The organism is Pseudomonas laurylsulfatiphila (assembly GCF_002934665.1).
In the GTDB taxonomy this organism is placed as follows: domain Bacteria; phylum Pseudomonadota; class Gammaproteobacteria; order Pseudomonadales; family Pseudomonadaceae; genus Aquipseudomonas; species Aquipseudomonas laurylsulfatiphila.
This window is the reverse complement of sequence record NZ_NIRS01000005.1, coordinates 467,446-488,067: the sequence shown is the minus strand read 5'-3', so window position 1 is coordinate 488,067 and position 20,622 is coordinate 467,446. Positions and strand designations below refer to the sequence as shown.

Annotated in this window: 21 protein-coding genes and 1 pseudogene; 8 read left to right on the top strand and 14 right to left on the bottom strand. The window is 59.8% G+C overall.

All coding sequences use genetic code 11. From position 1 onward, the window contains the following. Window positions 1-975 (bottom strand): tonB-system energizer ExbB, encoded by a 975-nt coding sequence (gene exbB, locus CD175_RS20830; protein WP_104450285.1) that lies wholly within the window; start codon window positions 973-975, stop codon window positions 1-3. Between the two features lie 188 nt (window positions 976-1,163). On the opposite strand from exbB, the gene CD175_RS20825 reads away from it, so the two are divergent. Continuing rightward, window positions 1,164-2,021 carry an SDR family oxidoreductase gene (locus CD175_RS20825; RefSeq protein WP_104450284.1) on the top strand — a complete coding sequence of 286 codons (858 nt, stop codon included), beginning with the start codon at window positions 1,164-1,166 and terminating at the stop codon, window positions 2,019-2,021. Between the two features lie 134 nt (window positions 2,022-2,155). Here CD175_RS20825 and CD175_RS20820 read toward each other — a convergent pair whose 3' ends face one another. From CD175_RS20820 to CD175_RS20795, 6 genes are all read right to left on the bottom strand, one after another. Beyond that, entirely contained in the window at window positions 2,156-2,896 is a 741-nt protein-coding gene (locus tag CD175_RS20820; RefSeq protein WP_104450283.1) for a hypothetical protein, read from the bottom strand. A 67-nt stretch (window positions 2,897-2,963) separates the two neighbouring features. Then, complete coding sequence (locus CD175_RS20815; RefSeq protein WP_003229509.1) at window positions 2,964-3,344, bottom strand: RidA family protein; 381 nt, start codon at window positions 3,342-3,344, stop codon at window positions 2,964-2,966. 22 nt (window positions 3,345-3,366) lie between these two features. Beyond that, the gene (spoT, locus tag CD175_RS20810) at window positions 3,367-5,472 is read right to left on the bottom strand and encodes a bifunctional GTP diphosphokinase/guanosine-3',5'-bis pyrophosphate 3'-pyrophosphohydrolase (protein ID WP_104450282.1); all 2,106 of its coding nucleotides are present in this window, start codon (window positions 5,470-5,472) and stop codon (window positions 3,367-3,369) included. Between the two features lie 57 nt (window positions 5,473-5,529). Continuing rightward, on the bottom strand, window positions 5,530-5,793 hold the full coding sequence (gene rpoZ, locus CD175_RS20805) for a DNA-directed RNA polymerase subunit omega (RefSeq protein ID WP_007921129.1): 264 nt from the start codon (window positions 5,791-5,793) through the stop codon (window positions 5,530-5,532). 167 nt (window positions 5,794-5,960) lie between these two features. Continuing rightward, window positions 5,961-6,581, bottom strand: coding sequence for a guanylate kinase (gene gmk, locus CD175_RS20800; RefSeq protein WP_102700102.1), 621 nt, complete (start codon window positions 6,579-6,581; stop codon window positions 5,961-5,963). A 12-nt stretch (window positions 6,582-6,593) separates the two neighbouring features. Beyond that, on the bottom strand, window positions 6,594-7,457 hold the full coding sequence (locus CD175_RS20795; protein ID WP_007975180.1) for a YicC/YloC family endoribonuclease: 864 nt from the start codon (window positions 7,455-7,457) through the stop codon (window positions 6,594-6,596). 268 nt (window positions 7,458-7,725) lie between these two features. Between CD175_RS20795 and rph the strand changes: the two genes are divergently transcribed. The 3 genes from rph (at window position 7,726) to gltS (ending at window position 10,478) form a co-directional block, all read left to right on the top strand. Next, complete coding sequence (gene rph / locus CD175_RS20790) at window positions 7,726-8,448, top strand: ribonuclease PH (RefSeq protein WP_007975179.1); 723 nt, start codon at window positions 7,726-7,728, stop codon at window positions 8,446-8,448. Between the two features lie 27 nt (window positions 8,449-8,475). Beyond that, window positions 8,476-8,844, top strand: coding sequence for a DUF4870 domain-containing protein (locus tag CD175_RS20785; RefSeq protein WP_104450281.1), 369 nt, complete (start codon window positions 8,476-8,478; stop codon window positions 8,842-8,844). Window positions 8,845-9,269: 425 nt separating this feature from the next. Continuing rightward, a complete protein-coding gene (gene gltS, locus CD175_RS20780; RefSeq protein WP_104450280.1) occupies window positions 9,270-10,478 on the top strand; it encodes a sodium/glutamate symporter in 1,209 nt (402 codons plus the stop codon). An 88-nt stretch (window positions 10,479-10,566) separates the two neighbouring features. On the opposite strand, the gene CD175_RS20775 is transcribed toward gltS, so the two are convergent. Continuing rightward, window positions 10,567-11,346: a catabolite repression control protein Crc gene (locus CD175_RS20775; protein WP_003176915.1), complete on the bottom strand. Its 780-nt coding sequence runs from the start codon at window positions 11,344-11,346 to the stop codon at window positions 10,567-10,569. Between the two features lie 80 nt (window positions 11,347-11,426). On the opposite strand from CD175_RS20775, the gene pyrE reads away from it, so the two are divergent. Continuing rightward, window positions 11,427-12,071, top strand: coding sequence for an orotate phosphoribosyltransferase (gene pyrE / locus CD175_RS20770; protein WP_007975175.1), 645 nt, complete (start codon window positions 11,427-11,429; stop codon window positions 12,069-12,071). A gap of 204 nt (window positions 12,072-12,275) precedes the next feature. Here pyrE and argB read toward each other — a convergent pair whose 3' ends face one another. From argB to coaBC, 4 genes and pseudogenes are all read right to left on the bottom strand, one after another. Beyond that, window positions 12,276-13,181, bottom strand: coding sequence for an acetylglutamate kinase (gene argB, locus CD175_RS20765; protein ID WP_015097366.1), 906 nt, complete (start codon window positions 13,179-13,181; stop codon window positions 12,276-12,278). 17 nt (window positions 13,182-13,198) lie between these two features. Then, window positions 13,199-14,575, bottom strand: a pseudogene (locus CD175_RS20760) (phosphomannomutase/phosphoglucomutase); the annotation flags it as partial. Window positions 14,576-14,835: 260 nt separating this feature from the next. After that, window positions 14,836-15,291, bottom strand: a complete 456-nt coding sequence (gene dut / locus CD175_RS20755; protein WP_007975171.1) for a dUTP diphosphatase — start codon at window positions 15,289-15,291, stop codon at window positions 14,836-14,838. A 5-nt stretch (window positions 15,292-15,296) separates the two neighbouring features. Beyond that, a complete protein-coding gene (coaBC, locus tag CD175_RS20750) occupies window positions 15,297-16,505 on the bottom strand; it encodes a bifunctional phosphopantothenoylcysteine decarboxylase/phosphopantothenate--cysteine ligase CoaBC (protein WP_104450279.1) in 1,209 nt (402 codons plus the stop codon). A gap of 135 nt (window positions 16,506-16,640) precedes the next feature. Between coaBC and radC the strand changes: the two genes are divergently transcribed. Further along, window positions 16,641-17,315 carry a RadC family protein gene (gene radC / locus CD175_RS20745; RefSeq protein ID WP_095964333.1) on the top strand — a complete coding sequence of 225 codons (675 nt, stop codon included), beginning with the start codon at window positions 16,641-16,643 and terminating at the stop codon, window positions 17,313-17,315. Between the two features lie 120 nt (window positions 17,316-17,435). On the opposite strand, the gene CD175_RS20735 is transcribed toward radC, so the two are convergent. Further along, window positions 17,436-19,022, bottom strand: a complete 1,587-nt coding sequence (locus tag CD175_RS20735) for an ABC transporter substrate-binding protein (protein WP_104450278.1) — start codon at window positions 19,020-19,022, stop codon at window positions 17,436-17,438. Between the two features lie 446 nt (window positions 19,023-19,468). Here CD175_RS20735 and rpmB point away from each other — a divergent pair, with 446 nt between their 5' ends. Both rpmB and rpmG read left to right on the top strand, forming a co-directional pair. Beyond that, entirely contained in the window at window positions 19,469-19,702 is a 234-nt protein-coding gene (rpmB, locus tag CD175_RS20730; RefSeq protein WP_007975166.1) for a 50S ribosomal protein L28, read from the top strand. Between the two features lie 11 nt (window positions 19,703-19,713). Then, window positions 19,714-19,869, top strand: coding sequence for a 50S ribosomal protein L33 (rpmG, locus tag CD175_RS20725; RefSeq protein ID WP_003177274.1), 156 nt, complete (start codon window positions 19,714-19,716; stop codon window positions 19,867-19,869). Between the two features lie 187 nt (window positions 19,870-20,056). On the opposite strand, the gene CD175_RS20720 is transcribed toward rpmG, so the two are convergent. Beyond that, complete coding sequence (locus CD175_RS20720) at window positions 20,057-20,419, bottom strand: cupin domain-containing protein (protein WP_104450277.1); 363 nt, start codon at window positions 20,417-20,419, stop codon at window positions 20,057-20,059. Window positions 20,420-20,622: the final 203 nt, after the last annotated feature.

Sequence of the window (20,622 nt, the reverse complement as noted above, 5' to 3'; positions counted from 1 at the left end):
TTACCCCACTTTCACCATGTGCGGTTGCGAGCTGCGCTCAGGCTGGTGGTCGAGGTCGCGGCTGACCAGCAGCAGGACCTGTGCCGACGCATCGGACACCTGAGCCTTGTAACCGGCGATGGAGCGGGCGAAGACGTTGTAGATCACGACCGCAGGGATCGCGGCAACCAGGCCCAGTGCGGTGGCCAGCAGGGCTTCGGCGATGCCGGGAGCGACGACGGCGAGGTTGGTGGTCTGGGTCTTGGCGATGCCGATGAAGCTGTTCATGATGCCCCACACGGTACCGAACAGACCGACGAAGGGCGCGGTGGAACCGATGGTCGCCAGCACGCCGGTGCCGCTGCTCATGTTGCGACCGCAGGCCGCGACCAGGCGCTCAAGGCGGAAGCTGACACGCTCCTTGATGCCTTCTTTCTCGCGGCTGTTGACCGACAGGCGCATCTCTTCGAGAGCATCGTGCACCAGCAGGTTGGCGAGGGTGCCGTCCTTCGCCGCCGTGGCGCTGGCTTCCTTGAGGGAGGCGGATTTTTTCAGTTGGGCGATTTCACCGCGCAGGCGACGCTTGGCGCCCATCAGCTCAAGACCCTTGGCGATCCAGATGGTCCAGGTGATGATCGAGGCGATGGCCAGGCCGATCATCACGATTTTCACGATGATGTCGGCATTCTTGTACATGCCCCACGGCGACAGGTCATGGGCCATGCCCAGGGTATTGTCGGCTTCGAGGACTTCAGGAACGTCTTCACCCAGGGTTTCTGTCGGCGCTGCCTGGGCAGGATCGGTCGCGGCGGGAGCAACGGCCGGGGCGGCGTGATCAGCCGGTGCAGGGGCTGCGGCGGCGGCCGGAGTAGCGGGCGCCTGGGCATCGGCGAAAGCGGCGACTGGCGCGAGCATCAGGCTGAGGAGCAGGGCGGCCACCGCGCTCCAGGCGCGAGGTCGTTTGGTTGGCGAAGCGGAGAGTTGATTACGTGTCATGCTGGCCGGACCTGAGAGAAAAAACGGGTGATGTTCTTCCAGGCCTCGAAGGGCCGAGAACAAAAGTGGGGCGTATTATTGCAAGTAATTCTTGTTAACAGAAGTAATAGCGTCTCTTTTTTTCCTGCATTGCTAGCCGCCTGTCTGTTGCCGGCGCTAGTCTGTGGCTTTGCGATGGGAGTTTTCTGATGTCTGCGCCTACTGTTTTGATCGCCGGCTGCGGTGATGTTGGCAGCCGCCTGGCCACACAACTGCTGGCGGCGGGATGGGAGGTTCATGGCCTGCGGCGGGATGTTGCTCGCCTGCCCGCGGGCGTCATCGGCGTTGCCGGTGATTTGTTCAACAAGGACTGCCCGGCCACTTGGCCGATCGGTGCCGTGGATTACCTGGTGTATTGCGCGGCAGCCACCGATCACGACGAGGCCGGCTACCGTGCTGCCTATGTCCAGGGGCTGGAGCATGTGCTGGAGTGGCTGAACGACTACGGTCAGGTGCCCAATCGCCTGTTATTTGTGTCCAGCAGCAGTGTTTACGAGCAGCAGGATGGGGAGTGGGTCGATGAGCGTTCGTCTGCGGTGGCGTCCGGTTATTCTGGGCGTGTGATGCTTGAGGCCGAGCAGATCGCGCTCAAGAGCGGTATCCCGGCCAGTGTCGTGCGCCTGACCGGCATCTACGGCCCGGGACGTGAGAGGTTGCTGACTCAGGTCCGCCAGGGTTATCGCGTGGCGGTCGAACCACCGTTGTATGCCAACCGGATACATGCGGACGATGCCGCAGGGTTGATGGCGTGCCTGCTTGAGGCGGACCGGCGTGGTGTGGCGCTGGAGGATGTCTACATCGGCGTCGATGACGAACCTGCAGCGCTGGCCGATGTGGTGGACTGGTTGCGCGGGTATCTGGGCGTGACCGAATGGGACGAGGATTCAAGCGTGCGGCGCACCGGCAGCAAGCGTTGCAGTAATGCGCGGGCCAAGGCCTTGGGCTGGACGCCGAAGTATCCGAGTTTTCGTGAGGGGTATGCGGCGATTCTCGAGGGGTGCTGCTGAGTCACAGTCAGCCGAAAACCTGTAGGAGCCGGCTTGCCGGCGATAGCGGTGTCAAATTCAACGTGGATGTTGAATGTGACGGCCCTATCGCCGGCAAGCCGGCTCCTACAGAGGGTGGCGCTTTTATGGATTGGCTACTGTTTTTCCAGCAGCCACTTGCGATCACCGGGCGTGTACTGAGGCATCTCGTCCGCCTGCGCCGTGTTCACGGTCTGGAAAATCTCCAGCTCTTTGCCCTTGCGCGCAAAGATCCAGGCATTTCCTTGCCCATTGAGTTGCAGCCACATGTTGTCGTTGCCACCACTCATCGAGGCGCAGTCGCCGGCCAGGCACAGTGCATAACGGTCAGTACCCGGCAGACCGGTTACCTGGCCGTCGGCCTGGAATTGAACCGTGTTGCCTTCGCCGGTACCGCTGACGATTGTCCAGTTGCCGCCCATGTAGGCTGAATACAGCGCACGTTCGAAGCTGGCGCCGATTGGGGCGCCGTCCGGCACCGGAATAAGGGCGCGGTCGAAAACCTGCTCGGGCTCGTTGTCGCTGGCGGACTGGCTGAGTTGCTTGCCGTCACGCTTCAGCTCGCTAGCCGAGCTGCCATAAAAGTCGATTTTCCAGGCGCCGGATTCTTCACCCAACAGCTTGCCGTCGACATTTTCAAAACCATTGGTGTAGCGGGCCTGGCCGGCCTTGGTGTTGATGTCCCATTCCAGGTTCGGGCCATAGGCCTGGAGCGCTTCACGCAGGGGGACGCCTTTGGCGGCAGCATCGATCGCCACCTGATTGATCCAGGTGCCGCTGATATCGCGATCGGCAGGGTTGCTGGCACATCCGCCCAGGAGCAGGGCGAGCAGCGAGAGAGCAAGCGCATTGCGCATGGTGGAATCCTTTCAAACTTTCTTTACAGCAGAGCAGTCGGCGCAGCCCCAGGCTGCGCCGTGCACATTACTCGATGACCAGGATGGCATCCATTTCAACCTGCGAACCCTTTGGCAGGGCTGCAACGCCGATGGCGGCGCGGGCTGGGTAAGGCTGGTCGAAGTACTTGCCCATGATCTCGTTGACCTTGGCGAAGTGGCTCAGGTCGGTGAGGAAGATGTTCAGCTTGACGATGTCCTTGAACGAACCACCGGCCGCTTCGGCTACGGCCTTGAGGTTCTCGAACACCTGGACGGTCTGGGCTTCGAAGCCTTCGACCAGTTCCATGGTTTTCGGGTCCAGGGGAATCTGGCCCGACATGTAGACGGTGTTGCCAGCCTTGATCGCCTGGGAGTAAGTACCGATGGCGGCCGGGGCCTTGTCGCTGGTGATAACAGTCTTGGTCATGAATGACTCCTTGTAAGTGGGCTTAAGCGCGCATGCGGGTGATGCGGATCACCCCGGTCAAGGCGCGCAGTTTTTTGATCACGCGGGCCAGGTGCACGCGGTCGTGCACGCTGACCACCAACTGGACCACGCTGATGCGACCATCACGTTCGTCCATGCTGATTTTCTCGATGTTGCCGTCGGCGGCATTGACGCTGCTGGCCAGCAGGGCAATCAGGCCGCGCTGGTGTTCCAGTTCGACGCGCAGTTCGACGTTGAATTCGCCGGTGACATCCTTGGCCCACGAGAGCTGGATGCATTTTTCCGGGTTGTGGCGGATTTCGCTGATGTTGCGGCAGTTGTCCAGGTGCACGACCATGCCTTTGCCCGCGGACAGGTGTCCGACAATCGGGTCGCCCGGGATCGGCGTGCAGCACTTGGCGTAGCTGAGTACCAGGCCTTCGGTACCGCGAATCGCCAGCGGGCCTTCCGGACTTGGCAGCTGTTCGCCTTCGCCGAGGAGTCGGCGAGCCACCACATAGGCCATGCGATTGCCCAGGCCGATATCCTCGAGCAAATCCTCGATCAGTTCGAGGCGGTACTCGGCGAGCATCGCCTTGACGCGTTCGGCCGGGATTTTCTCCAGCGCGCTGTCGAATCCGTTGAGGACCTTGTTCAGCAGGCGTTCGCCCAGGCTGATGGATTCGGAGCGGCGTTGCAGCTTCAGGGCATGGCGGATGTGCGTGCGCGCCTTGCCGGTGACCACGAAGTTGAGCCACGCCGGGTTCGGCCGTGCGCCAGGAGCGCTGACGATCTCGACCGTGGAGCCGCTTTGCAGCGGTTCGGACAGCGGTGCGAGACGACGGTTGATCCGGCAGGCAATGCAGCTGTTGCCCACGTCGGTATGCACCGCGTAAGCGAAGTCGACCGCCGTGGAGCCCTTGGGCAGCTCCATGATCCGGCCCTTCGGCGTGAACACGTAGACCTCGTCCGGGAACAGGTCGATCTTCACGCTTTCGATGAATTCCAGCGAGTTGCCGGCGCGTTGCTGCATTTCCAGCACGCCCTTGACCCACTGGCGGGCGCGGGCATGGGTGCCTTTTGGCTGCTCGTCGCCGCTGGATTTGTACAGCCAATGGGCGGCGATGCCGTTGTTGGCCATCTCCTCCATTTCACGGGTGCGGATCTGGATCTCGATCGGAACACCGTGCATGCCGAACAGCGTGGTGTGCAGCGACTGGTAGCCGTTGGCCTTGGGGATCGCGATGTAATCCTTGAAGCGCCCCGGCAGTGGTTTGTACAAGTTATGTACAGCACCCAGCACGCGGTAGCAGGTATCGACCTTGTCGACGATGATCCGGAACGCATAGACGTCCATGATCTCGTTGAAGGCCCGACGCTTGCCGCGCATTTTCGTGTAGATGCCGTAGAGGTGTTTCTGGCGACCGCTGACCTCGCCCTGGATGCCATCGATGGCCAGGCAGTGGCTTAAGGATTCTTCGATTTTGTTGACGATTTCCTTGCGGTTGCCCCGGGCGCGTTTGACCGCCTGGTAGATCCGCGCGGAACGCATCGGGTGCATGGCCTTGAAGCCGAGGTCTTCGAATTCTATGCGGATGGCGTGCATGCCCAGCCGGTTGGCGATGGGCGCATAGATTTCCAGGGTTTCCTTGGCGATGCGCCGGCGCTTTTCGCCTGACAGCACTTCCAGGGTGCGCATGTTGTGCAGGCGGTCGGCCAGCTTGACCAGGATCACGCGAATGTCGCGGGCCATGGCCATGGCCATTTTCTGGAAGTTTTCGGCCTGGGCTTCGGCCTTGGTCTCGAAGTTCATCTGGGTCAGCTTGCTGACCCCGTCGACCAGTTCGGCCACGGTTTCACCGAACTGCGCTTGCAGCGCTTCCTTGGCAATACCGGTGTCTTCGATCACGTCATGCAGCATGGCCGCCATCAGGCTCTGATGGTCCATGTGCATGTCGGCAAGAATATTCGCCACCGCGAGTGGGTGCGTGACGTACGCCTCTCCGCTACGGCGGCGTTGGCCGTCGTGGGCTTGTTCGGCGTAGAAATACGCTCGGCGGACCAGGTTGACCTGGTCCTTGCCGAGGTAGGTCGATAAGCGATCGGCGAGGGCGTCTATGCTCGGCATGATGTCTCCTGCCGTAAGCTGTGTTCCCGCGCCGTGCTACGTCGACCAGGCATAGGCTTAGACGGCCTCGTTGGACTCGTCCTCGAATGCAGCAAAAAGCGGTTCATCTTCAACGATTTCGGCTTCGGCGATAGCTGCGTAGTCGATCAGGCCTTCAGCGATTTCGCGCAGGGCGACGACGGTAGGCTTGTCGTTTTCCCATGCTACTTTCGGCTCTTTGCCGCCGGTGGCCAGTTGACGGGCACGCTTGGTAGAGAGCATGACCAGCTCAAAGCGGTTATCCACGTGTTCTAGGCAGTCTTCAACGGTTACGCGGGCCATGGTCTTCCTCGTAGCAAATGCAATATGCGCGCTGCCCGGATGGGCGAGCGGACTCAACAGTTTAAAAAATCACCAGCGATTAGGGAAGCGCTGATTTTTTGACCAAGCCCTTCAACGCGCTGCAAGTGCCAATGTAAAGCCCTTGCAGCGGTTTTGGGAAGAGCTGATTAACCGAGCAATTCAGCCAGCAATTTGCCGTGACGCTGCTGCTGACGCTTCTGAATCAGCTGATTGGCGCGGAAAATCGCCTTCAGGTCGTGCAGTGCGTGGGCGAAATCGTCGTTGATGATCAGGTAATCGTAGTCGACGTAATGGCTCATTTCGCTGACGGCTTCGCGCATGCGGCCATCAATGATCTCGTCGCTGTCCTGGCCACGGTTGGTCAGACGCTGGTGAAGGGCCTGCAATGATGGCGGCAGAATGAAGACCGAACGGGCCTGAGGCATCAGCTTGCGCACTTGCTCGGCACCTTGCCAGTCGATTTCCAGGATCAGGTCGTGGCCTTGGTCCAGGGTCTGCTGCAGATGGCTTTGCGAGGTGCCGTAGAGATTGCCGAACACTTCGGCGCGCTCGAGGAAGTCGCCGTGTTCGATCATCTTCACGAACTCTTCGCGCGAGACGAAGTTGTAGTTTACGCCGTCCACTTCGCCCGGGCGCATGGCACGGGTGGTGTGGGAGACCGACACGCGGATCTCCGGGTTGGCGTCGGTCAAAGCCTTGACCAGGCTGCTCTTGCCCGCGCCCGAAGGGGCGGAAATGATGTAAAGGGTGCCAGTGCTGTGGGTCATGTCGGGGTAGCCTTACTCAATATTCTGCACTTGTTCGCGCATCTGCTCGATCAACACCTTGAGGTTGACCGCAGCCTGGGTGCTGCGCGGGTCGAAGGCTTTGGAGCCCAGTGTGTTGGCTTCGCGGTTGAGTTCCTGCATCAGGAAGTCCAGGCGCCGACCGGCAGCGCCGCCGGATTTGAGTACCCGGCGAACTTCGATGATGTGAGTGCTCAGGCGATCCAGTTCTTCGGCGACGTCGCTTTTCTGCGCGAGCATGACCATTTCCTGCTCCAGGCGCTGCGGGTCCATCTCGGCCTTCATGTCGGCGAAACGGTCGAGGACTTTCTGGCGCTGGGTGGCGAGCATCTGCGGGACCAGTTCGCGCAGGGTCACCACGTCTTCTTCGATGGAGGTCAGGCGCTCGTTGATCAAACGTGCCAGCTCCGCACCTTCGCGCTCGCGGCCGGCCTTGAGTTCCTTGAGGCCCTGGTTGAACAGTGCCAGCGCTTCGGCGTTCAAGGCTTGCGGGTCGGTGGCGTCGCCCACCAGTACGCCGGGCCAGGCCAGGACTTCCAGCGGGTTCAGCGCGGCCGGGTTCTTGATCAGGCCGGCGATGGTCTCGGCGGCGGCGACCAGTTGCGCGGCGCGCTCCTGATCGATCTGCAGCGCCTTGCCGGTGTTTTCTTCGGTGAAGCGCAGGGTGCATTCGAGCTTGCCCCGCGATACACCTTGGCGCAGGGCTTCGCGTACCGCGCCTTCGAGGTCGCGAAAGGACTCCGGCAGGCGCAGGTGGGGTTCCAGGTAGCGGCTGTTGACCGACCGCAGTTCCCAGCTCAGGGTGCCCTGGACGCCGGCTTTTTCGACGCGGGCGAAGGCGGTCATGCTGTGCACCATGGCGGTACCTCGCAAGGCAGATCGGCGCAGAACCTTGGTTCCGGGAATCCGATATCAATGAATTAAAGCCGACTGGCAGCAAAGGCGCAGGATTGTAGCGCAGTGGCGCGGATGCGCCCAAACACAGGGTGTGACAAAGAGCGGCAGGCCTGCGCCGGCGTGCAGTGCAGAGCCTTCGGTCGTCGGCGGATTTTTTTAGAAGTGCCCAGTGGCGGCCGTCGGCTCTATAATGCTCCGCAGTTTTCCGTCCCCCGTACAGGTATTCCCTATGATACGTCCAAGTGGTCGCGCTGCCGATCAGCTCCGCTCGATCCGCATCACCCGCAACTACACCAAACACGCCGAGGGTTCTGTGCTGGTCGAGTTTGGTGATACCAAGGTCATCTGCACCGTCAGCGTTGAACCGGGCGTACCGCGTTTCCTGAAAGGCCAGGGCCAGGGTTGGCTGACCGCCGAGTACGGCATGCTGCCACGTGCCACCGGCGAGCGTAACCAGCGTGAAGCCAGCCGTGGCAAGCAAGGCGGCCGTACCCTGGAAATCCAGCGTCTGATCGGCCGCTCCCTGCGCGCTGCGCTGGACATGACCAAGCTGGGCGACGTCACCCTGTACGTCGACTGCGACGTGATCCAGGCAGACGGTGGCACCCGTACGGCATCGATCACCGGTTCCATGGTCGCGCTGATCGATGCCTTGAAAGTGATCAAGAAGCGTGGCGGCCTGAAAGGCGGCGACCCGGTCAAGCAGATGATCGCTGCTGTTTCCGTGGGCATGTACAAGGGCGAGCCTGTGCTCGACCTCGACTACCTGGAAGACTCGGCGGCCGAAACCGACCTGAACGTGGTGATGACCAGTGCCGGCGGTTTCATCGAAGTCCAGGGTACTGCCGAAGGCGCGCCGTTCCAGCCTGAAGAGTTGAACGCCATGCTTGAGCTGGCGAAGAAAGGCATGAACGAGATCTTCGAACTGCAAAAGGCCGCATTGGCTGACTGACCGGACGCTCCAGGCAAGGAGGACACCATGAGTGACGAACAACTGCCGCTGCCCACGCCGAGCCAGGAGGTGCGTCAGTGGGCGATGTTCTGTCACCTGTCCGCCTTGCTGGGAATCTGGATTCCGTTTGGCACGCTGATCGGCCCGCTGATTCTCTGGCAAATGAAGCGCGAGATGGACCCGTTCATCGATGCCCAGGGCAAAGAGGCATTGAACTTCCAGATCACCGTCGCCATTGCCTCGGCCATCTGCTTCCTGCTGATGGTGGTGATTGTCGGCTTCTTTCTGTTCGGGCTGATCGCTATCGGCGCGCTGGTCCTGACCATCATCGCTGGCGTGAAGGCCAACGAGGGTTTTCCTTACCGGTACCCGTTTACCTGGCGACTGATCAAATAACGATCAATCTTCATTTGCAGGAACGAGCCTGCGCGCACCCACAGAAGCAAAGCAGAAGCAGCGTCAGCCAAGGTAATAAGCAAATGCCCCGATCATTCGGGGCATTTTCGTTTGTCACATCAAATAAATGTTTCAAGCTGTAATTTATATTTACTAGTTGTAACGACTATTATGGCAAGTGCCGCCGAGCTAATACATTTTTAGTCACAACTGTAAAGTGTCGATATTGCCCTTATGCTTGGCAATAAGTCAGGGTGATTGATAAAGTTGCCCCCACGAAATATTTCAAGAAATATTTTGATATATTCAGACCATTGAAGGTCCTTGAATTCACCATCAATCAGTGTTGAGAAATTCAACCTGTTCAAGAGGCGTGTCCAGGTAAAAAGTTCGCCCCTGAATATATATCCAAGAATAAGTGCAAAATGATTCAGCTCGATTTTTATGGAACATTAGTCGCCGCCTCCCTGGTGCTGTTATTGGGTCGCGGGCTTGTCACACGTGTCGGTTTTTTACGCGCCTACAATATCCCCGAACCTGTAGCGGGTGGCCTGGTGGTTGCCCTGGTTCTCCTGGCCTTGCGCAGCTTCGATGTTCAAGTCCGGTTCGACACTTCGTTGCAGACCCCCTTGATGCTGGCGTTTTTCGCCACCATTGGCTTGAGCGCCGACTTCGCCAGCCTGAAGAAGGGCGGGCGCGTCGTGGGGATTTTCATTCTTGCAGTCACCGGGCTTCTGCTGGTCCAGAATGCTATGGGCATCGGTCTTGCCAGCCTGCTGGGGCTTGATCCTCTGATGGGCCTGCTGACTGGCTCGGTGACCCTGGCGGGTGGTCACGGCACAGGCGCTGCCTGGAGCGCGACATTCAGTGAGAAATACGGCCTGGCTTCGGCTTCCGAGCTTGCGATGGCCTCTGCAACCTTCGGCCTGGTGCTGGGCGGTCTGATTGGTGGGCCGGTCGCCCGCTTGCTGATCAAGCGAGTACAGGTACCCGGTTGTGTTGAGCAAGCGAAGCCGCGCGCGCCAAAGGGCTTTGAGCAACCGAACAAGGAACGCTCGATCACGCCCTTTTCGTTTATCGAGACACTCGCGCTGATCGCCGTCAGCTTGCTGGCAGGTAATCTTCTCAATGGGCTGTTGCTTGGCAGTGCATTCGAGTTGCCGACTTTCGTTTGTGTGTTGTTCGTCGGTGTTGTTCTGCGCAACGGGCTTTCGGCATTTGGCTTGTATCAGGTGTTTGAGCGCGAAGTCTCGGTACTGGGGAATGTAAGCTTGTCGCTGTTCCTGGCAATTGCCCTGATGTCCCTCAAACTATGGGATCTGGCATCGCTGGCTTTGCCGATCTTTATCATTCTGGCTGTGCAAACAGTCGTCATGGCGCTGTTTGCGATATTCGTGACGTTCAGAATAATGGGGAGCAACTACGATGCGGCAGTACTGGCGGCAGGACATTGCGGTTTCGGGCTGGGTGCCACGCCAACAGCCATCGCTAATATGCAGGCCGTGACACAACGCTACGGACCTTCGCAGATTGCGTTTCTGGTGGTGCCAATGGTGGGCGCATTCTTTATCGATATCATTAACGTCATCGTGATCAAGTTGTTCCTGGCGCTGCCATTTTTCGTCGCTGTCTGAAGTTCAGCCGGCTTGCCCCATAAAAAATGCCCGTATCTTGCGATACGGGCATTTTTTTGACTGGCCTGGGCGTCTGCGAAACGACGCCTCAGATGGTCAGCGTCCAGTCGTAGTCCACGATCAACGGCGCGTGTTGCGAGAACCGCGGCTGGCGTGGCAAGCGTGCACTGCGTACGAAACGGCGCAGGCCCGGGGTCAGCAGTTGATAGTCGAAGCGCCAACCGAGGTTGAGCATCTCCGCCTGTTCGTTATCCGGCCACCAGCTGTACTGGTCGCCTTCGCGGCTGACTTCGCGCAGGGCGTCGACATAGCCCATGTTGCCGACAATCTCGTCCATCCAGGCACGTTCAGGTGCCAGGAAGCCCGGAGATTGCTGGCTATCGCGCCAGTTCTTGATATCCAGCTTCTGTTGCGCCACGTACAGCGAGCCACAATAAATGTACTCGCGACGTTTGCGCCGCTGTTTATCCAGATAACGGGCGAAGTCGTCCATTAGCTTGAACTTCTGGTTCAAGTCTTCATCGCCGTTCTGCCCCGAAGGGAGCAGCAAGGTCGCGATGCTGACCTTGTCGAAATCGGCTTGCAGGTAGCGCCCGTAGCGGTCGGCCGTCTCGAAACCGAGACCGCTGATGACAGCCTTCGGTTGCAGCCGCGAATACAAAGCCACGCCACCTTGGGCGGGGACTTCGGCATCGCAGGCATAAAGGAAGTATCCATCCAGTTGGAAGGCTGGATCGTCCAGTTCAAAGGCGGAGGCGCGGGTGTCCTGCAGGCAGATGACGTCGGCATTCTGTGCCTGCAGCCAACTGAGCAAACCACGCTCGACTGCAGCCTGAATACCATTGACGTTCACACTGATGATCCGCATAAATGGCCCCAAAAATCGCGTGCGTGTATGATACACGGCGTCAAGCTAATTAGCTAAATCCGTGGTATTTGGGGTTTTTCATGCAAGCGTATCAGCGCGATTTCATCCGTTTTGCCATCGATCGCGGCGTTTTGCGCTTCGGTGAGTTCACCCTGAAGTCCGGGCGCACCAGTCCTTACTTCTTCAATGCGGGGCTGTTCAACTCGGGTTCGGCCCTAGCGCAGCTGGGTCGTTTCTACGCCGCTGCCATTGCCGAGAGCGGCATTGCGTTCGACGTGCTGTTTGGCCCCGCCTACAAGGGCATCCCGTTGGCGGCGACTACCGCCGTGGCCCTGGCCGAGCATCACAACCGTGACCTTCCATGGTGCTTCAACCGCAAGGAAGCCAAGGCCCACGGCGAAGGCGGCAGCCTGGTCGGCGCACCTTTGACCGGCGAAGTGCTGATCATCGACGACGTGATCACCGCCGGTACCGCGATCCGTGAAGTGATGCAGATCATCGCCTCCCAGGACGGCGCCAAGGCCGCCGGCGTGCTGATCGCCCTGAACCGTCAGGAGCGCGGCAATGGCGAGTTGTCGGCGATCCAGGAAGTCGAGCGTGACTTCGGCATCCCGGTCATCAGCATCGTTTCGCTGAACCAGGTGCTGGAATTCCTGGCGGATGATCCGCAGCTCAAGCAGCACCTGCCAGCCGTCGAAGCCTACCGCGCCCAGTTCGGCGTCTGACCCCGGTTCTTCGTGGCGCGGGCTTTTGTGGCGAGGGAGCTTGCTCCCGCTTGAGTGCGCAGCGCTCATAAGATCTTGGGTCTGCTACGCAGCCCAGCGGGAGCAAGCTCCCTCGCCACAAAAAGCAGTTTTCTACAGGGATTGCAGGCAAAAAAAGACCCCGCTCAGCCTGGCTGAGCGGGGTCTTTTTCATTGCGCTATCGCTTAGGGACGCTTGCGATTGCTGATCAGAGTGCCCACGCCGGTATCGGTGAAGATTTCCAGCAGGATCGCGTTCGGCACACGACCGTCGATGATCAACGAGCTGCCTACGCCGCCCTGGACCGCTTCCAGTGCGCAGCGGATCTTCGGCAGCATGCCGCCATAGATGGTGCCGTCGGCGATCAGTTCGTCGACCTGTTGAGTCGTCAGACCGGTCAGGACTTTGCCTGACTTGTCCATCAGGCCGGCGATGTTGGTCAGCAGCATCAGCTTCTCGGCCTTCAGCGCCTCGGCGACTTTACCGGCCACCAGGTCAGCGTTGATGTTGTACGACTCACCGTTGGCGCCGACGCCGATTGGCGCGATAACCGGGATGAAATCGCCTTTGACCAGCAGGTTCAGCAAGTCGGTATTGATCCCGACCACTTCGCCCACATGGCCGATGTCGATGATTTCCGGGGTGGTCATTTCCGGGGTCTGGCGGGTGACGGTGAGCTTCTTCGCACGAATCAGCTCGGCGTCTTTACCGGTCAGGCCGATGGCGCTGCCGCCGTGGCGGTTGATCAGGTTGACGATGTCCTTGTTGACCTGGCCGCCGAGGACCATTTCCACCACGTCCATGGTCGCGGCGTCGGTGACGCGCATGCCGTCGACGAAATGACTTTCGATCGACAGGCGCTTGAGCAGGTCACCGATTTGCGGGCCGCCGCCGTGAACCACCACCGGGTTGATGCCCACGGCTTTCATCAGCACGATGTCGCGGGCGAAGCCGGTTTTCAGCTCCTCGCTTTCCATCGCGTTGCCGCCGTATTTGATCACCAGTGTCTTGCCGACGTATCGGCGGATATAAGGCAACGCTTCGGACAGGACCTTGGCGGTGTTGGCGGCGGCTTCGCGTTCGAGGGTCATTCAGGGCTCCGGGTGAATCAGAACGGTAGTTGGAGATCAGGTGCAACGCGCTTCAACTGGACTTTGAAAACGTCCTTGATGCGCTGCAATTCAGCCTCGTCATCGGCCTCGAAACGCAGCACCAGCACCGGTGTGGTGTTGGAGGCGCGTACCAGGCCCCAGCCTTTGGCGTAGTCGACTCGCACGCCGTCAATGGTGGTCAGGTCGGCGCCTGCGCCCCACTGTGCGTCGTGCAGTGCATCAATGATGCTGAATTTGCTCTCTTCGGTCACATGGATATTGATTTCCGGCGTAGAAATATCGTTCGGGAAGGTTGCGAACAGCTCTTCCGCCGAGGATTTTTCCTTGCTGAGGATCTCCAGCAACCGCGCGGCGCTGTAGATGCCGTCGTCGAAACCGAACCAGCGTTCCTTGAAGAAGATGTGCCCGCTCATTTCGCCGGCCAGCAAGGCGCCGGATTGTTTCATTTTCTTCTTGATCAACGAGTGACCGGTTTTCCACATTAACGACCGGCCGCCGTATTCCTTGATCAGCGGAATCAGGCGTCGGGTGCATTTGACGTCGAAGATGATCTCGGCGCCCGGGTTGCGCGCTACGACGTCGCGGGCGAACAGCATCAGCAGGCGATCCGGATAGACGATACTGCCGGTGTTGGTCACCACGCCGACACGGTCGCCGTCGCCGTCGAAGGCCAGGCCGATGTCGGCATTGGTTTCCTTGACCTTGGCGATCAGGTCGACGAGGTTTTCAGGCTTGCCCGGGTCCGGGTGGTGGTTCGGGAAGTTGCCGTCGACTTCGCAGAACAGCGGGATGACTTCGCAGTTCAGCGCTTCGATCAGCTGCGGGGCAATCACGCCGGCTGCGCCGTTGCCGCAGTCGACAACCACTTTCAGGCGACGGGCCAGCTTGATGTCCTGGACGATTTCGGTGGTGTAGCGGTCGAGGATTTCGACCTGGGTGATGCTGCCCTGGCCGCTGCTCAGGTTGTTGGTCTTGAGGCGGTCGTGCAGGGCCTGGATCTGTTCGTTGGCCAGGGTGTCGCCGGCAATGACGATTTTGAAGCCGTTGTAGTTCGACGGGTTGTGGCTGCCGGTGAGCATCACACCGGATTTGCCGGCCAGCACGTTGGCGGCGTAGTACAGCGCCGGCGTCGGGACCAGGCCGACATCGCTGACGTGGCAGCCGCTGTCGGCGATGCCTTTGATCAATTGCGCGACCAGCTCCGGGCCGGACAAGCGACCGTCGCGACCGACGGACACATTTGGCTCGCCCTGGGCCAGGCTTTGGGAGCCGACGGCGCGGCCAATCCAGTAAGCGGTCTCGGCGTTCAGGAATTCCGGGACGGTGCCGCGGATGTCGTAGGCGCGGAAGATGCTGTCAGGGAACTTGGGTGCAATTTTGGCCGGGGTGTTCATCTGTGGAAATGCTCCATCTCGAAAGTGACTGGACAGGCCGCCGAGTCATTCAGCGACAGGTTCAAACTGAAGGGTATGACGGCGTTTTCCACAGAGAGTTCGTGGTATGAAAGGGCCATGACGCCCCTGATGGCAGGGGTTTGGCCGGGCAATGCCTTGATTTTCGGTGCTAAACGTTGCAGATGACAATTTGAATTTTGTGGCGAGGGGGCAAGCTCCCCCGCCACGATGGATCCCTATCAACGGGTACCGGTATGGCCGAAACCGCCAGTGCCGCGCTCGGTTTCAACAAACTCTTCAACCATCTCGAAGTGAGCCTGCACCACTGGCACCAGCACCAGTTGCGCCAGGCGCTCGCCGACCGGCATGGTGAATTCGGTCTGGCCACGGTTCCAGCAGGAGACCATCAACGGGCCCTGGTAGTCGGAGTCGATCAGGCCGACCAGATTGCCCAGCACGATGCCGTGCTTATGGCCCATCCCCGAGCGCGGCAGAATCAGCGCCGCCAGGTTCGGGTCACCGATATAGACCGACAGGCCGGTAGGGATAAGCACGGTTTCACCCGGCTTGATCACGGTGTCCTGCTCCAGCATGGCGCGCAGGTCGAGGCCGGCGGAGCCCGGTGTGGCGTATTGCGGCAGCGGGAATTCGGTACCGATGCGGGGGTCGAGGATCTTGGCTTGCAAAGCGTGCATGTAAATTAAACCTGGTTCAGACGTTCGGCGATAAAAGTGATCAGCTGGCGAGCAATCTTGCTCTTGCTGGTCTGGGCGAAAAGTGTGGCGTGAAGCTCACGATCGATGACGCTGCAGGCGTTTTCTTCGCTGTTGAAGCCAATGCTCGGGTTGGCGACGTCGTTGGCGACGATCAAATCGAGGTTCTTGTCTTTCAACTTGCGCGCAGCGTAATCGAGCAGGTGTTCGGTCTCGGCGGCGAAACCGACACTGAACGGGCGGTCGGGGCGGGTGGCGATGGTGGCCAGGATGTCCGGGTTACGCACCATCTGTAGCAACAAGCCGTCGCCGTTCGTAGGATCTTTCTTGAGTTTCTGTGGGGCGACGACTTCCGGACGGTAGTCCGCGACGGCTGCCGAGGCGATGAACAGGTCGCAAGGGATGGCTGCTTCGCAGGCGGCGAGCATGTCGCGGGCACTGACCACGTCGATGCGAGTGACGCGATCCGGGGTCGGCAGATGCACAGGGCCGGTGATCAGGGTCACGCGGGCACCGGCTTCCACGGCGGCTTCGGCCAGGGCAAAGCCCATTTTTCCGGAGCTGTGGTTGGTGATGTAGCGCACCGGGTCGATGTTTTCCTGGGTCGGGCCGGCCGTGATCAGTACGTGCTTGCCGGTCAGGGCCTGACGCTGGAAGCAGTCAGCCGCGCACTGGACCAGCTCAAGGGCTTCGAGCATGCGCCCCAGGCCGACGTCGCCGCAGGCCTGGCTGCCGGAGGCCGGACCGAAGACCTTGAGGTCGCGGCTCTCGAGGGTTTGCAGGTTGGCCTGGGTGGCCGGATCGCGCCACATGGCCTGGTTCATGGCCGGGGCAACGGCGACCACCGCGTCGGTGGCCAGCACCAGCGTGGTCAACAGGTCATCGGCAATGCCTTGGGCCAGGCGGGCAATCAGATCCGCCGTGGCGGGGGCGATCAGCACCAGGTCGGCCCATTTCGCCAGTTCGATGTGGCCCATGGCCGCTTCGGCCGCCGGGTCCAGCAGGTCCAGATGGACCGGGTGCCCGGACAGGGCCTGCATGGTCAACGGGGTGATGAACTCTGCGCCGCCACGGGTCATGACCACGCGCACTTCGGCGCCCTGGTCGATCAGGCGGCGAACCAGGTCGGCGCTCTTGTAGGCAGCGATACCGCCGCCGACGCCCAGAACAATGCGTTTCCGATACAGCCGCTGCATAGGCCTGCCTTTCAATTCGTTGGTGACATACGTGGCGAAACCCCCTCCCCAGGGTGAATTCGCCCGCAAAAAAGATGGGCTACGATATCACAGCGACCGCTACGGAACAGCGGCGCCCACAGACAGGGAGGTGTTATGAGTATTCGCGATTGGCCGGCGGCGGAACGGCCGCGGGAGAGGTTGCTTGAACAGGGCTCGGGAAGCCTTTCGGACGCCGAATTGCTGGCGATATTTTTACGGACGGGTGTGGTCGGTAAAAGCGCCGTGGATTTGGCACGACACCTGTTGAATCAGTTTGGCAGCCTGCGTTTGCTGCTTGAGGCCGATCAGGAAGCGTTCAGCAAGCAGTTGGGGCTGGGGCCGGCTAAATTCGCACAGTTGCAGGCTGCGCAAGAAATGAGCAGGCGCCACCTGGCCGAGCGGGCGCGTCAAAAATCGGCACTGGAGAATCCGCAGGCGGTTCGCGAGTACCTGAAATCAATGCTGCGCCACGAGCCACACGAGGTGTTTGGTTGCCTGTTTCTCGATTCCAGGCATCAGGTGCTGGCGTTTGAGACGCTGTTCCGCGGCTCCATTGACAACACCAGCGTTCATCCACGAGAGGTGGTCAAGCGTGCCTTGGCCAACAACGCAGCGGCATTGATCCTCTGTCACAACCACCCTTCGGGCAACAGTGACCCCAGTCAGTCCGACCGGGTGCTGACCAAGCGTCTGCAAGAGGCGCTGGAGTTGATTGATGTGCGGGTGCTCGACCATTTCATCATTGGCGATGGCGATCCGCTGTCGATGGCTGAGTATGGGTGGATGTAGTGCGCGGCCCCTGTAGGAGCGAGCTTGCCCGCGATGACGGCGGTACATTCAGCACAAATGTTGTCTGAAAGTCCGCTATCGCGGGCAAGCCCGCTCCCACAGATTTTGTGTTGTGTCTGATTATTTGAGGTTTACCTTGGAATAGTCTTGCCGCCCGAACGGGCTGACCGAATACCCCTCGACATCCTTGCGCGTCAGCGCGAAGGCCGTCGGGTGGGCCAGGGGCAACCACAACGCCTGTTGCTGGATCTGCGTCTGCGCCTGTTCGTAGAGCTTGGTGCGCACGCCTTGCTCGCCGGTGGTCTTGCCGGCGCTGATCAGTTTGTCCAGGTCCGCATTGCAGTAGCGGGCGAAGTTGGTGCCGGATTTGACCGCGGCGCAGGAAAACTGCGGTGTGAGGAAGTTGTCCGGGTCGCCGTTGTCACCGGCCCAGCCCATGAACAGCAAGTCGTGTTCACCGGCCTTGGCGCGGCGGATCAGTTCGCCCCATTCGATCACGCGGATTTCGGCCTGAATGCCGATTTCCGCCAGGTCGGACTGCAGCAGTTGAGCGCCGAGGCTCGGGTTGGGGTTGAGAAGACTGCCGGAAGGACGGGTCCAGATGGTGGTCTGGAAGCCTTCCTTGAGCCCGGCCTTGGCCATCAGCGCCTTGGCCTTCTCGACGTCATGCGGATACCCCGGAAGGCTTTTCGCATAGCTCCAGGTGTTCGGCGGATACGGACCATTGGCCGCTTTGGCGGTGTCTTCGAACACGGCTTTGATGTAATTGGCCTTGTCGAAGGCAAGGTTGATGGCCTGACGCACTTCTGGCTTGTCCAGCGGTGGGTGCTGGCTGTTGATGCCGACGAATGCGGTCATGAATGCGTCAGTCTTTTCGACTTTCAGGGTCGGCTCTTTCAGCGCTTCCTGTACGTCCAAGGGCTTGGGCGACAGGGCGATCTGGCATTCATTGCGACGCAGTTTCTGCAGGCGGACGTTGGCATCCGGGGTGATCGCGAAGATCAGCGGGTCCACCGAAGGCTTGCCGCGGAAGTAGTCCGGGTTGGCCTTGTAGCGAATCGAAGCGTCTTTCTGAAAGCGCGTGAACACGAACGGCCCGGTGCCGATGGGCTGGCTGTTGAGCTTCTCCGCGGCGCCGGCCTTCATCAGCTTGTCGGCGTACTCGGCGGAATAGATCGAGGCGAAGCCCATGCTCAGGGTGGCCAGGAATGTCGAGTCCGGGTGGTCGAGGGTAAAACGCACGGTCAGCGGGTCCAGCGCGTCGATCTTCTTGATCAGCGCCGGCAATTGCATCGATTGCGCGTGCGGGAAGCCGCTCTGGGCAACTTTGTGCCACGGATTGGCCGGGTCGAGCATGCGCTCAAAGCTGAAGATTACGTCTTCAGCGGTCAGTTCGCGTGTCGGGCTGAAGTATTCAGTATTGTGGAATTTTACGTCCGGACGCAGTTTGAACACGTACGTCAGGCCGTCGGGCGTAACTTCCCAGCTGTCCGCCAGGCTGGCGACCACTTTGCCGCTGGCCGTGTCGAAATCCACCAGGCGGTTCATCAGCACGTCGGCCGAGGCGTTGGTGGTGGTCAACGAGTTGTACTGCACCACATCGAACCCTTCAGGGCTGGCCTCGGTGCAGACGCTCAGGGCGGCGGCAAAGGCTTGTGGGCTCAGCAGAAGCGGGGCGAGCAACAGCGGTAGGGCAGCGAGGCGCATGGTCGGCTTCCTTTACAGATCGAAGGCCCATCTGCAAGTGCAGTCTGGAAAAGCCTTACCCTAGTGGGCTCTTTTGCAAATGACTATCCCCTTTTTCATTTTGAGAGGACTATAGGCGACTGATTTTGCTGTGCAGCGGTTGAGAAACCTCCTTGGTTGGTCCAATGTCCGATTCTCTGCGACGAGCGGTCGCCATCGGCGATAGCCTTTGTCCAAAGCGCTCGGAGCCCGGAAAACGGGGATTTTGTGAATTCAACGCACACTGAATGTTGTTGCTCTCCAGTCTTTCTGGTATAAAGCAGCGCTCTTTTCTAGGGGCCCGGTTCCTTCACTGTAGGTGTAGCCGGTAAGACCTCTAAAGAAACGCGGCGCCTGGCGCCAAATGACTGAGAGATTAAGCGGCCAACCCATGCCGGGTTGGGCATGTGGTTTTAGAGGGCTGAGGCATGTCTAGAGTATGTCAAGTTACCGGTAAGGGTCCGGTAACCGGGAATAACATTTCCCACGCAAACAACAAAACCCGTCGTCGTTTCCTGCCGAACCTGCAGCATCACCGCTTCTGGGTTGAAGAAGAGAAACGTTTTGTGCGTCTGCGCGTATCTGCCAAAGGCATGCGTATCATCGACAAGCGTGGCATCACTGTCGTGCTGGCCGAACTTCGCCGCGATGGCAAGGTTTAAGGGAGCTAATCATGCGTGAATTGATTCGTTTGATTTCGAGCGCCGGTACTGGTCACTTCTACACTACCGACAAGAACAAGCGTACTACCCCGGACAAAATCGAGATCAAGAAATATGATCCGGTTGTTCGCAAGCACGTGATCTACAAAGAAGGCAAAATCAAGTAATTGATTTTTCTCTCTTACGAAAAAGGCCCGTATCGCGAGATACGGGCCTTTTTTGTTGTCTGATGGTTATGCGCTGCCTGTCAGGGCCTCATCGCGAGCAGGCTCGCTCCCACAGGTTTGTGGTCACCACAGATCCCTGTGGGAGCGAGCTTGCTCGCGATAGCGTCGGCCCGGACAGCGATATTGTTCAGGCCTTCTGTTCAAACGCTACGTAGATCTTGCGGCACGGCTCCAGCACTTCCCAGGTACCGCGAAAACCTGCCGGGATCACAAAGCGATCGCCTGCGCGCAGGGTCTTGGCATTGCCGTCGTTGTCACGCAGCACCGAAACTCCCTGTTGGATCTCGCAGTACTCGTGCTCGGTGAAATTCACTGTCCACTGTCCGACTTCACCTTCCCACACGCCAGCATTCAACTGACCGCAAGGGCTGTTGTAGTGGTTGTACACCGCTTGTTCCGGGTCGCCCTTGAGCACTTTGGCCGGATCCGGGCGGTAGCGCTCGGCGGCGGTGGTGGCCTGGCTGAAGTCGACGACGTTCTGGATGTTCATTGTTGTTATCTCCCCGTGATTGCGGCGCGGTTGGTTGATGAGCCCAAAGTCTATGTTTATTAAAATGAACATCGCAAGGCCGTTTGCCGGCGTTATGTCAAATATATTGAAACTTCATGTGCGGCTGGTTTAGGGTGGTGGATGCCTTGGGCCGATAAGCAGGCTGGCCGGGCAGAATTCCTGACAGCGCCCGCGAAGAACGC